The following is a 13,446-nucleotide window of genomic DNA, read 5'->3' on the forward strand; positions in this document are numbered from 1 at the left end:
CTATAAAAAAAAAGGCTGTTCATTTTGAACAGCCTTTTTTTTTAGGTTTAAGTGCAATTAAAGCTTAGCGTCTTCTACCGCCTCCGCCACCTCCGCGTGATCGACTAGCGCTCGAAGATCTTGATGGTGATGAAGATCTTGATGCAGAAGATCTATTTGACGTACTCGGTGATGAGGATCTTGCTGATTGTGACGCAGAAGATCTATTTGACGTACTCGGTGATGAGGCCCTATTAGAAGATGAGGCTCCACTTTTTGTACGTCCAGATGATGTTGATGGTTTTGTTGACGACCTGTTAGAAGCGTTAGCTCCTGATCCACGACCAGCTTGTGAAGTTGATGGGCGTGAACCACCTTTCCCAGCAGTATTAAAGTTGCCTTTATTGACATTGTTATTTACTTTATTAGAGGTATTTCTTTTGTTATTATTGTAATTGTTGATAGTGTTACGATTATTGACATTAATGTTGACAGATGTATGCCCACGACCACCATGATAATGCCCATGATGATGCCAATGATTATGCCTGTAAATTCCAATTCCAATTACGGCAACGGGTCTCCACCAGTAAGGATTGTATCCATAATAATAAGGTGTGGAATAAGGTACATATGTAGTCGAATAGACATATTGAACTACCGGTGTTGATTCAACAACTATTACCTCAGTTGTTGCTGCTACATTAACAGTAACAGGGTCATCACCTACATAGGCAGGGTTCGCTGTAACTGAATCTGTTGGCTGCGAAACGGGTTCAACTATATAATCTTTACCATATAAAGTCTCATCACCTTTGATGAACATTGTTACCTTACCTGCTGAATCTTTTGACACCGAGATAATGGCAATATCCTGAGTTTCTTTTTCACTTATATCATCTTGAAGTACAAACAAAAAATTATCTCCATCTTTTTCGGTTACAACTTTAATGAAATCAGCGTTACCATCTTCATTCAGATCTAAATTGACAATTCCTGCTTTTTCCTCATTCAACGACTTTTCAAAATCTTCAATAGTCTTTGACTTTTGGAAAAGGTCTAACACGGCGTAAAGATCTAAGTCATCTCCAGGCAAGCCCAATAAGGGTTCGTCACTCTCGCCTGTTTGTGAAAAAGAAGGCAAGCTAATTAAACTCAACATTAGTATTAAAATTGGCAAATATCTGGTTTTCATAATATTATTTTTTGATTTTTCCCGATCCAAATCGGAATGTGAACTTTTGATTTTTAATGCATTGTTAGTTTAGCTATAATTTACTGACATCCACCAAAAAAAAGATCAAAATGATTTTTCAACTGTAACAAAGATATGAGATTAAAAAAATATACCGTTATGTTTCAGTTAAATTTCGTTTCGTGATAAATCTACCGCTCCGCTTTCTATAAGCTAAGAGATAAATAAAGATAAAAAAACCATGAGGCTTAAGTCATGGTTTTATAATTATAGCAGAAAAACAGCTATGAAATATATTTGATTTAATTGCTCAACATTACTGGCATAACAAGCATGGTAATTTCCTCTCCTTCTTCTAATCCGTCAATAGGGGTAAGAATACCAGCTCTATTTGGCAAAGACATTTCTAAAAGAATATCATTTGAATTTAAATGATTCAACATTTCAAGTAAAAAACGAGAATTAAAACCAATTTGCATATCGTCACCTTCGTAACTACAAAGCAATCTTTCGTCTGCTTTATTTGAAAAATCCAGGTCTTCAGCTGAAATTTTTAATTCAGTACCTGCCATTTTAAGTCTAATCTGATGGGTTGTTTTACTAGAGAAGATAGATACCCTGCGCACTGAATTATAAAAAGAATTCCTGTCAAGGGTTAATTTGTTCGGGTTTTCTTTAGGTATTACCGCTTCATAATTAGGATACTTTCCATCAATTAACCTGCATATAAGTGTACTATTACCGAAGCTAAATTTAGCATTGGTATCGTTATATTCAATAATAACATCCTCATCATTTCCTGAAAGAATGTTTTTCAAAAGAGTTAATGGTTTTTTAGGCATGATAAACTCTGCCACTTCATTTGCACTCACATCTTTTCTAATATACTTTACCAGTTTATGTGCATCTGTTGCCACAAAGATCAAGCTTTCAGGGCTCAATTGAAAGAACACCCCGCTCATTACAGGTCTCAAATCATCGTTGCCAGAGGCAAAAATTGTTTTTGAAATGGCACTTGCTAAAATACTTGCTTTTAAGGTAGTGCTGCTTGGTGCCTCAAGTTCAACAGCCTTTGGAAATTCTTCTCCATCAGCATAAGCTAATGCATATTTCCCACTGTCTGAACTGATTTCAATAGTATTATTGTCTTCAACTTTAAATGTAAGTGGTTGTTCCGCAAAAGTCTTCAGAATATCTAAAAGTAAGCGAGCGGGAACAGCGATAGCTCCATGAGCATCAGCTTCAACATCGATCGAGGTACTCATAGTTGTCTCCAAATCTGAAGCTGAGATCCTCAACTGGTTATCAGTTAACTCGAATAGAAAATTGTCAAGTATTGGTAAGGTGTTGTTGGTATTGATTACGCCACCTAATATTTGTAACTGTTTCAATAATTGAGAACTGGAAACTATAAACTTCATCCTTTTTATTTTATAATATGTTTGTATTACTGTTGTAATCTATTCTTTATGATTAAATGATCCTTCAAGATCGTGAAAAATCAATAAAACGCGTTTCACGCTCATGGCCGAAAACAACAGGCTTACAAATATATTATTTTAATGTTGAAAACTGAAAATTTATTTAGCTTGTTAATGAACATTCTGAAAATGTTAAGTTTTTCTTAATACGCATGAAACCACACTATATTTCTTTAGATTTGTTCCGATATGCTTTCGAATAAAGATTAATTGAACATCTTACATTTTAAAGCATAAGACCTGTAACTGCTGAAGTTTTTTCAAATGCTTAATGTTTCAGAGAATTAAAAATAAAAACACACTTATGACCAAATTGTTATTGTCATTTTCCCTATGCCTTTTCATGCTGTTACCCATTCATTCTCAGGCTCCTGAGAAGCCAAATTCGGCAGAGATTCATGAGGCAATTAAGAAGTTGAATTTTTTAGGTTCGGTTTTATACTTGGCAGCGCATCCAGATGATGAGAATACACGAATGATTTCGTATTTTTCGAATGAAGTCCATGCGAGAACAGCTTATTTATCAATTACCAGAGGAGATGGAGGACAGAACCTGATTGGTCCTGAAATTAGAGAATTATTGGGTGTCATTCGAACAAATGAATTGCTGAAAGCCCGTGAAACCGACGGAGGGGAACAATTTTTTACACGCGCTAATGATTTTGGTTATTCCAAGCATCCAGATGAGACTTTGGAAATATGGAATGAAGAAATGGTGATGAACGATGTGGTTACTGTGATTAGAAAATTCAGGCCAGACATTATTATTAACCGTTTTAATGCTGAATCAGCAGGCAAGACGCACGGGCATCATACATCATCTGCAATGTTAAGTACTGAGGCATTTGATCTTGCTGCGGATGCTTCATATAAAACGGAATCATACCAACCCTGGACAACACAGCGATTGTTTTTTAACACCCATTGGTGGTTTTACGGCAGTCGTGAAAATTTTGAAAAGGTAGATAAATCTGGAATGTTATGGTTTGATACCGGAGTGTATTATCCTTCTTTAGGATTGTCTAATTCAGAAATAGCTTCTTTAAGTCGAAGTATGCATAAATCGCAAGGTTTTGGAAGTACTGGTTCTAGAGGAACTGATAAAGAATATGTGCAATTGCTTAAGGGTAAAATGCCAGAAGATAAAAACAATGTTTTTGAAGGGGTTGATACAAGTTGGCTTAGGGTAGAAGGAGGAGAAGCTATAAAGATGATCATGGATAAAGTTCAAAAAGATTTTGATTTTAGCGATCCATCCAAAAGCATTCCAGATTTACTAAAGGCTTTATCATTGATTGAAGATTTGGAAGATACCCATTGGAGGGAAATCAAATTAAAGCAAATAAAGAAAATTTTGACAGCTTGTTCTGGCCTATACTTAGAAGCGGTTGCAACAAATTCTTATGTCACCAAAGGCGAAGAGATTTCAGTTAAAATAGAAGCGATAAACAGGAGTGAACAAAAAATGAAGCTTTTGACTGTTGAGCAACTTCCTTTACATAGCAGTACTGATTTAAATAAAGAATTGCAAAATAATATTTCTATCAAGGAGGAATTGAATATGCATGTGGATGATAAGGCTATTTTAACATCTCCTTATTGGTTAAAAGAAAAAGGTAGTCTTGGTATGTACAGCGTGCAAGATCATTCGCTTATCGGCAACCCAATTTCTGTTCCAGCTTATAAAATACTGTTTCGGATAGATTTTGAAGGAACTACAGTAGATTTTGAACGAGATATAATTTATAAATTTAATGATCCGGTTAAAGGGGAGGTGTATCAACCTTTTGAGATTGTTCCGGCTGCCGTAAGTCATATAGCTTCAAAAGTGGTGATCTTTAATGATGACCAGCCGAAGGAGATTCCAGTTAAAATTAAAGGATTGAGAGACAATGTTACAGGTGAAGTTGTATTAAACGTCCCGAAGGGATGGAAAGTTTCACCTCAAAACTTTGATTTTCAATTGAAAAATAGAGGAGAGGAATTAGATGTGATATTTACCGTGGTTCCCACTGAGGAACAAAGTGAAGGATATATAAAACCTTCAGTCAAAATCGACGGTAATGATTATGACAAATCAATGGTAGAGATTAATTATGACCATATACCAAAACAATCTGTTTTGTTACCTTCCGAATCAAAGGTTGTTCGTCTAAATCTTGATAAAAAGGGAGAATCTATTGCTTATATTAAAGGAGCAGGTGATGAGGTGCCTAAATATTTAAAACAAATTGGTTATGAAGTGACTGAAATCGCTCCAGAAAATATTTCTGTTAACAACCTGCTTGCATATGACGCTGTAATTCTTGGAATTAGGGCCTATAATACAGTGCCTGAATTGAAAATGAAGCAAGCGGCGATTTTAGAATATGTCAAACAAGGAGGTAATGTTATCGTTCAATACAATACGAGCCATAGTTTGGTAGTAGAAGATAACCTGGCACCCTATGAATTAGAATTGTCCAGGGATAGAATTACTGATGAAAATGCCAAAGTGACTTTTGTGAATGAAGCACATGAAGTGCTCAACTACCCAAATAAAATAACTTCAGAAGATTTTGACGGCTGGGTTCAAGAAAGAGGATTGTATTTCCCAGATAAATGGGGAAAAGAATTTTCACCGGTTATTTCCTTTAAGGAAAATGGGGATAAACCTATGGAAGGTAGCCTTCTTGTTGCTAAATATGGAAAAGGGCATTATATTTATACAGGACTATCGTTTTTTAGAGAATTACCAGCTGGTGTCCCTGGAGCCTATAAATTATTGACCAATATGATCTCAATTGGCAAGAATGATTTTGAAACCCAACTAAAAGAATAGATTATGAAGGAATCTGATGAAGTATCCGGTAAATGGACAAAAATGTATACCTACATGCTGATCGCTAATGCATTGTACATTGTTATTTTTTATTTAATTACACAATATTATTCTTAATCCATGGCAATTTTAGATTGGTCAGTTTTATTGATTACCCTATTGTTCATAGTGGTCTATGGATCATGGAAGACCAAGGGTAGTAAAAATGTAAAGGATTTTATCAAAGGAGGAAATGAGGCAAAATGGTGGACAATTGGCCTTTCTGTAATGGCGACTCAGGCTAGTGCAATCACTTTTTTATCTACTCCCGGTCAGGCATTTCATAGTGGAATGGGATTTGTTCAGTTCTATTTTGGACTTCCTTTGGCCATGATCATTATTTGCGTGGTATTTATACCCATATATCACCGACTTAAAGTTTATACGGCATATGAATACCTTGAAAGCAGGTTTGACTTAAAAACAAGGTCATTAGCTGCTATTTTATTTCTCATACAAAGGGGTCTGGCAGCAGGGATAACTATTTTTGCTCCTGCGATTATTTTGTCTGCTGTCTTAGGATGGGATTTACTTACTTTAAATATTATCATTGGTGTTCTTGTTATCATATACACAGTTAGTGGTGGTACCAAAGCTGTAAGTGTGACACAGAAACAGCAGATGGCGATTATTTTTATTGGAATGTTCGCAGCTTTCTTTATTATTATAAGTTATCTACCAGAAGACATTTCCTTTTCAAAAGCGATTCAAATAGCCGGGGCAAGCGGAAAAATGGAAGTACTTGACTTTTCTTTTGACCTGAATAACAGGTATACCATTTGGACCGGATTCCTTGGAGGGACATTTTTAATGCTGTCCTATTTTGGTACAGATCAATCTCAGGTGCAGCGTTATTTATCCGGAAAGTCTATCAGAGAAAGTCAGTTGGGATTATTATTTAATGGATTTTTGAAAGTGCCTATGCAATTCTTTATATTGTTGGTAGGTGTTATGGTTTTCGTTTTTTATCAGTTTAACGCGTCACCCCTGAACTTTAACCCTGCAGCAACTGATGCGGTTAAAAGTTCGGTACTGGCAGAAGAGTATCATTCTCTGGAAGAAAAGCATCGCCATATTTCTGAACAGAAGAAAGAACTTCAATTTAGTTTTGCAGATAACCCAGATGATCAAAGTATTAAAGAACAAATAAAAGTACTTAACCAAGAAGAAATTGACAACAGGGAAGCGGCTAAAGAGATCATTCTTAAAGCAGACCCAGCGCAAGAGGTTAATGATAAGGATTATGTCTTTATTCATTTTATTCTCAATAACCTGCCGAGAGGGCTTATAGGTTTGTTGCTGGCCGTAATTCTTTCTGCAGCCATGTCATCTACTGCTTCAGAATTAAACGCATTGGCGGCTACAACTACTATGGATCTCTATAGAAGAAATGATAAACATGAAAGGACCGATATGTACTATGTTAAGGTAACAAAGTGGTTCACACTGGCGTGGGGTATATTGGCAATATTGGTAGCAAGTGTGGCAAATTTGTTCGATAACCTTATTCAATTGGTCAATATTATTGGATCAATCTTTTACGGGAATATTCTTGGAATATTTTTGATAGCCTTCTTTATAAAAATGGTGAGAGGGAATGCCGTATTTATGGCTGGTATCATTACACAGGTATTAATTATTTGGGTCTTTCAAATGGATATACTTCCTTATTTGTGGTTGAATTTATTGGGCTGTGCACTTGTAGTCATATTGTCTGTAATGATCCAACTGTTTTCAAAACGGAAAACGGTATAATCACATAAAAAAAGCCTCAATGAAATTGAGGCTTTTTTAATAATTCAGTTTTTACTATTCAACATCAATATGTAAACGGGCTTTGTCCCAGGCAAAAACGATACCTGTTTTATCTACCGCGTACATAAGTTGTTCTTGAACGCTACTGTCAAATTCTGGTTTCACCATCACTCTTGCAGCATCATCTGATTCAGCATAAGAATATGCACCCCAGCCGTCATTCTTTTTGTTAAAAATGGCAACCCATTCACCTGATTCTTTAGGAATTATAAAAAATCCATATTTTCCTGCAGCTATGGTCTTGCCTCCGATTTTAACATCTTTGTCAAATGAAATCGTTGTATTTTCATTTGCTCCAGCACGCCATACCTGATCATACTTTTCAAGATCTCCCCATACGGTTCTGCCTTTTACACTAGGTGCTCCATAATCAATCATAACTTTCGTTCCGTTGATGTCTCCTTTTGTTTGAAGTCTTGGGCTTTTTTGAGCGCAACTTATTGAAACGACAAAAAAGAAGGCCAAAAGTAAATTTATTTTTTTCATAATCTTGATCTATTTAGTCCACTCTGCAATGGATTCTTTATTCATTTTTGTATAATCAGCATTTCCTGCTTTTTCAGAAGCCGCTAATGAAACTTTGGCAGTTTCAACTGCACCTTTCTTATCACCAAGATCAGCTTGGATCAATGATTTTTGACGAGACATCCAAAAAGCATCCGGATTCATCTCTACAGCCTTTGTAACCCATTCTAATGCTTTGTTAAGATCTTTTCCAGAACTTCTGTAATAAGAGGCTGCGCTAAAATATTCATTAGCTGAAGGCCCTGCCATCGCTTTTTCAATACTTGCAACTGCCATATCATCCGTTGGAGTTTCAATTTTTGTCGAAACGAGCGTATTATCCCACATGATATACATATTTCCTGAAACGCCATCGGAAAGATCTCCAAAAGCAATCGAGAAATTTTCAGCTGGATGATCCATTGTATTCACTTTCGCAGTCACTCTTAAAGCAACTTTCGTGTCATCTAATTCTGCCGGAGCTCCTCCAGCCTGATATTCTGTATAGAAAATGATTTCCCAACTCTCTTTATTTGGAATGGTTAAAATGGCATAAGTACCTTTTTTTAATTCTTTTCCGTCAATTTTTAAATCTGAATCAGTTGTAAATTGAGTTCTCATGTTCGCACCAGTTCTCCATACTTTACCAAAAGGAACTAGATCTCCGAAAATGGTTCTTCCGCGCTTGGCAGGTCTTGAATAATCAACAGATACTTCTGAAAGACCAATGGTTTGGTGAACTTTAGCCGATGGGCTAGGTTGGGGTGTTTGGATTTGCGCTTGCATCGTGAAAGCGCCAATTAATAATAATAGCGTAATTAGTTTAGATTGCATAGATTTTAGTTTTTGTTAATAAAGCTTAAAATTACATGAAATATGGGGTATCCATGCGAATTCCTAAATGTTTTAACAAAATTTTATGAAGGCTCACATTAGAGCAAGTGCGTTATAATCTTAGCTATAGCGTCTTTTTCTGAGCAGATTAAAAAGCCATCCAAACCCAAATAAAAGAACAAGAGGAAAAACAAGATTGATCAATTGCCAATAGGACCTTTCTTCAAAAGCTTTTTCTTTATCTAAAAATTGTATTTGAAGGGATTTTGATCTAAGGTCGAGCAGGCCTTTATCATCAATTAAATAATGAATACTATTTAATAGAAAATCGATATTACCAAAATTTTGATTGGTCCACTTGTCTTTATCCAAAGGAAGCGGTTCTCCTCTTAAAGTTTCATTTATCGCGATATCACCATCTCCGATGATGATCATTTTATTTTGTTCTCCTTCTTGTTTATAAGCATCGAGCTTAAAGGGTAAAATTCGATTCTTATAAGCTGAATTAAAAGAACCTTCCAGTAATACGCCAAAATTAGTGTTGGCATCTTTAAAGTCGTTTTTGTCTGGTTCAACAGCAATTTCGTTCAAGGCAATGTTAGTTGGTGTTCCAATAATTTTTGACAAAGGAGAGGATTGCAAGAGAACCGTTTTCTGTATTTGATTGTCTAGCATATCCAGGCTGCTCGGAAATTTCATCAGAACAGGGTCGATATTTTTTGTAATAGCATGCGTGTTGTCTGCAAAGATCAAAGGGAAATAATGCCACAAAAAATCTTGGTATTGTACTTGATTTCCTGTATTTCCGGCAGCCAATCTGATGGAGCTGCTATATAAATCCTTCGTAACGTTATAATTAATTCTGACTCCATAACTGAAAAGCATGTCAGTAAGATTCAAATCTCTATTAAAAGCTAAGGTTTTGCCGCTTTGCATAAGACTGTCCATTTCAGCATAAACATTATCAATCAACCAAAGGGTTTTACCGCCTTGCATGATGTATTGATCTAAAACCAGTTTTTCCTGTTCATTAAAGCTTTGAGAAGGCTTTACTATGATTGAAAGATCAAACTGATTAAGGTTATATAAGGTTTGTTCAGGATTTGCTTCAACAGAATCTAAAGTAAACTCAGCGAGTTTATAATGTTCTCCAAGGCTTTTAAGAAAGCTGTATAGATATACATCATCGGGTTGTCCATTACCCTTAAGAATGGCAATCGAATTGCTTTTTTCTGTGCTGATCTTATGAATAGCATTGGCAAATTCATATTCGAGGTTTTCTATCGAAGATTGAAGTTGTTGTTCTTGTCCTTGCCCTGCAGCAATGGCGTCAACTAAAAGTGGCACGTTTTCTTCTTTGTCGTCAAATTTGATTATCGCCCATGGAAATATAACCGCCTCTGACATTTTACCTTCTTCCTGTACAGTAAGACGGCTAGGTTGCAGACCTTTTTTGATCAACGCTTTGGAAGCACTTGTGGGGTCAATAAATCTGAACTGAACAAGGTCGTTTATCTCATTGAGTTCCAAAAGAAATTGATTGGTTTCAATCTGAAGGCGTTTGAACTCTGCAGGGAATTCTCCTTGAAGGTATACTTTGATCTGAAGCGGTTTCTCAATACCTTCTATTAGATCTATAGTCGCATCAGATAAGGTGTATCTTTTGTCATGGGTAAGATCGAAACGTTTATAGACGTATAAACTCACAATATTGATCAGGACCAAGAAAATAAGTACAATGAATATGTTGCTATATGATTTATTTCTACTCATAATTGATATAAGCGCTTATTGTTTTAGATCAAAATTTGTTTTGGTTAGAAAAAGAAAGAAAAACGTAATACTTAAAAAATATACGAGGTCTTTCGTATCTATAATTCCCCTGCCAATATTTACGAACCTGGCATGAAGCCCAAGGTTCTTTATTTCAAAATTTCCTATGCTCCCAAGATCTCCAATGGCTTCGAAACCATAGAACATAAAAAATGACAAAACCAGTCCAATAATAAAAGCGACAATTTGGTTATCAGATAAGGTAGAGCTGAACATTCCTATGGCTGTTATAGAGCTGGCTAAAAAAAGCAATCCAAAATAGGATCCAACAATACTGCCAAAATCAACACTATTGGGGGTTCCTGCCAATTGAAAGACAGTATAGACATAAGTTAAGGTGGGCAATAGGGCAATTAGAATTAAGAGCAAGGAGCCAAGGTATTTACCTAGTATAATGTCCCAGCTACTTATAGGTTTCGTCTTGATTATTTCAATAGTACCGAGTCTAATTTCATCAGAGAAAGTTCTCATTGTAATAGCCGGTATCATAAATATGAAAAACCAAGGTGTAATGAAAAAGAAGCTGTTCAAGTCGGCAAATCCTGCATTCAGAATATTAAAATCACCTTTAAATACCCATAAAAACAATCCGTTTATCAACAAGAAGATTGCAATAACCAAATACCCTATAGGTGTTGCGAAGAATAAATTAAGTTCTTTTTTTAAAATTGCTAACATCAATTATTATTTACGATTCATTGATTTGTTAAGGATGATTCAAACTTACAATTTTATCTACACTCCAAGCCTCAGCTTTTTCAGTGAACATTTTTCTTGTATCAGTCCAGACTTCCTTAAAAAAAGAAGATTTTCTATATCGATCAAGGTCGTCTTCTGAATTCCAATAACTATAAGTAAAAAAAATAGCGGGATTCTCTTTATCCTGATATAATTCAAGTAATTGGCATCCTTCGAAATTGATGATTTTTTCCTTAATACTGTGAAAACGATTTTGAAAATCATCTATTTTTTCATCAGCAAATGTCATTTTTACGATTCTTACCAGCATATGATCATTTAAATAAAACGAATTGTAACATTGTCTCGATAGTCAAGGCCGAGCAGGTTAGATGCACCTCCAACTGTTTTTAGATTACTTCGATAGATAGAAATTTCCAAATAGTTGGCACAATTGAAAATGGCCAGCTTTTTACCATCATCTTGTCTTTTGTCAAGAGGAATGTCAAAGTCAACGAGATCATTATATTTCTCGTAAATTTTGATGAATTTATAATTTCGCGCTTTTATTTCAAAAGGCCTTCCTTTTCCAACATTTTGGAAGATTGACTTAGATATATTACTGATTACATTACCAAAATTGTCTATATAAATTATACTCCCGACAATCTGATTTTTTTCTGTATTCACCTGAGGTTGAATCTCATAAATTTTCTTAATGTCGTCAATTCTCTTGCCGATTACTTCTAATGTACCGCCTCTTGCGATATGGCAGGCAACCTTTATGAAGATTCCAAGAATAGATAATTTATCATCTTCAGGTTCTTGTATGGTAATCTCAACAATTTTATCAGGATTGATTTCATTGGTGATCATCGATAAAATTCCATTGTCGCAACAAATGAAAAACTGCTCATCCATCTGAATGGCAATAGGTTTGTTCTCAACGCTGATTTCAGAATCAACACCTACGATGTGTATGGTGCCTGCAGGAAAATTTTTATATGCATTTTTAAGAATATAGGCCGTTTCTGTTATACTGAAAGGAGTGATATCATGCGAAATGTCTACAATACGAACTTCTTTTAACTCGCTGTAAATCGACCCCTTGACAGCACCAACGAAGTGATCTTTAGTACCAAAATCGGTTGTTAAAGTTATGATCGGCATATTTTCTTAATGATTCCGGATGGGGTGATATAATATTTTTAACTATTGGTAAATTACTGTTAAAATGTGCTATTTTTGTTGTACAAATCTAATCAAATTAAAATAGTAAAAAAGCACTTAAGGCTTAATTTTTAATCTAAATATTTTAGGATTGAACGAAAGAATTATTGAATTGGAGGATATAGCTCCAAGTGAATTTTTTGGCACCCATAATCGCAATATAGAGTTAGTCAAAAAATCATTTCCAAAATTGAAGATTGTAGCACGCGGAAATAAGGTTAAAGTATATGGAGAAGCCATCATGCTTGATGAATTTGAAAAGAAGTTCAATTCATTAGTTACTTATTATCACAGGTATAATAAACTCGACGATAATAGCATAGAACGTATTTTATCGACTGTTGTGCAAGACAAAAATTCAAAACTTTCAGATGGTGTATTAGTACATGGAGTTTCAGGAAGACTTATCAAAGCACAATCTGTTAACCAAAGAAAGATGGTTGATCTGATGAAGGAGAACGATATGTTATTTGCAATTGGGCCTGCAGGTACAGGAAAAACCTATACAGCTGTAGCATTAGCAGTTAGGGCTTTGAAAGAACGAGAGGTTAGAAGGATAATATTGACCAGACCAGCGGTTGAATCAGGTGAGAACCTTGGGTTTTTGCCGGGTGACCTTAAAGAGAAATTGGATCCATATATGCAGCCTTTATACGATGCATTAAGAGATATGATACCATTTGAAAAGCTGGAATCATTTCTTGAAAACGGAACCATACAAATTGCTCCTTTGGCTTTTATGAGAGGAAGAACTTTGGATAGCGCCTTTGTCATTTTAGATGAGGCACAGAATACGACGCATAACCAAATGAAGATGTTTTTAACCCGAATGGGAAAACAAGCAAAATTTATTATCACAGGTGATCCGGGTCAGATTGACCTTCCGCGAAAGCAGATTTCAGGTTTAAAAGAGTCTTTATTAGCACTAAAGGGCTTAAATGGAATTGGTTTTGTGCATCTTGATGAAAAAGATGTGATCAGGCACAAACTTGTTAAAGATATTATCAATGCCTATAAAAATATTGAAATAGATTAAG

At 35.4% G+C, this 13,446-nt stretch carries 11 protein-coding genes; 3 read left to right on the plus strand and 8 right to left on the minus strand.

Annotation, left to right across the window (positions count from 1 at the left end; genetic code table 11):
* Positions 1-64: 64 nt before the first annotated feature.
* Positions 65-1,174, minus strand: coding sequence for a hypothetical protein (locus QWY87_RS11855; protein ID WP_290291419.1), 1,110 nt, complete (start codon positions 1,172-1,174; stop codon positions 65-67).
* Between the two features lie 302 nt (positions 1,175-1,476).
* On the minus strand, positions 1,477-2,595 hold the full coding sequence (gene dnaN / locus QWY87_RS11860; RefSeq protein ID WP_290291423.1) for a DNA polymerase III subunit beta: 1,119 nt from the start codon (positions 2,593-2,595) through the stop codon (positions 1,477-1,479).
* A 364-nt stretch (positions 2,596-2,959) separates the two neighbouring features.
* On the opposite strand from dnaN, the gene QWY87_RS11865 reads away from it, so the two are divergent.
* Together QWY87_RS11865 and QWY87_RS11870 are read left to right on the plus strand one after the other, a co-directional pair.
* Positions 2,960-5,476, plus strand: a complete 2,517-nt coding sequence (locus QWY87_RS11865; RefSeq protein WP_290291424.1) for a PIG-L family deacetylase — start codon at positions 2,960-2,962, stop codon at positions 5,474-5,476.
* A 120-nt stretch (positions 5,477-5,596) separates the two neighbouring features.
* Positions 5,597-7,270 carry a sodium:solute symporter family protein gene (locus tag QWY87_RS11870; RefSeq protein ID WP_290291426.1) on the plus strand — a complete coding sequence of 558 codons (1,674 nt, stop codon included), beginning with the start codon at positions 5,597-5,599 and terminating at the stop codon, positions 7,268-7,270.
* A gap of 54 nt (positions 7,271-7,324) precedes the next feature.
* Here QWY87_RS11870 and QWY87_RS11875 read toward each other — a convergent pair whose 3' ends face one another.
* From QWY87_RS11875 to QWY87_RS11900, 6 genes are all read right to left on the minus strand, one after another.
* A complete protein-coding gene (locus QWY87_RS11875) occupies positions 7,325-7,816 on the minus strand; it encodes a DUF2911 domain-containing protein (RefSeq protein WP_290291428.1) in 492 nt (163 codons plus the stop codon).
* A 9-nt stretch (positions 7,817-7,825) separates the two neighbouring features.
* Complete coding sequence (locus QWY87_RS11880) at positions 7,826-8,668, minus strand: DUF2911 domain-containing protein (RefSeq protein ID WP_290291430.1); 843 nt, start codon at positions 8,666-8,668, stop codon at positions 7,826-7,828.
* 120 nt (positions 8,669-8,788) lie between these two features.
* Positions 8,789-10,441: a gliding motility-associated ABC transporter substrate-binding protein GldG gene (gene gldG / locus QWY87_RS11885; RefSeq protein WP_290291431.1), complete on the minus strand. Its 1,653-nt coding sequence runs from the start codon at positions 10,439-10,441 to the stop codon at positions 8,789-8,791.
* 15 nt (positions 10,442-10,456) lie between these two features.
* Complete coding sequence (gldF, locus tag QWY87_RS11890) at positions 10,457-11,179, minus strand: gliding motility-associated ABC transporter permease subunit GldF (RefSeq protein ID WP_290291432.1); 723 nt, start codon at positions 11,177-11,179, stop codon at positions 10,457-10,459.
* A 28-nt stretch (positions 11,180-11,207) separates the two neighbouring features.
* Entirely contained in the window at positions 11,208-11,510 is a 303-nt protein-coding gene (locus tag QWY87_RS11895) for a putative quinol monooxygenase (protein ID WP_290291434.1), read from the minus strand.
* A gap of 8 nt (positions 11,511-11,518) precedes the next feature.
* Positions 11,519-12,349, minus strand: a complete 831-nt coding sequence (locus QWY87_RS11900; RefSeq protein ID WP_290291436.1) for an SAM hydrolase/SAM-dependent halogenase family protein — start codon at positions 12,347-12,349, stop codon at positions 11,519-11,521.
* Between the two features lie 151 nt (positions 12,350-12,500).
* On the opposite strand from QWY87_RS11900, the gene QWY87_RS11905 reads away from it, so the two are divergent.
* The gene (locus QWY87_RS11905) at positions 12,501-13,445 is read left to right on the plus strand and encodes a PhoH family protein (protein WP_290291438.1); all 945 of its coding nucleotides are present in this window, start codon (positions 12,501-12,503) and stop codon (positions 13,443-13,445) included.
* Position 13,446 lies beyond the last annotated feature (1 nt).

Origin of the sequence: Lutimonas halocynthiae, from assembly GCF_030409835.1 — a bacterium.
GTDB lineage: Bacteria > Bacteroidota > Bacteroidia > Flavobacteriales > Flavobacteriaceae > Lutimonas > Lutimonas halocynthiae.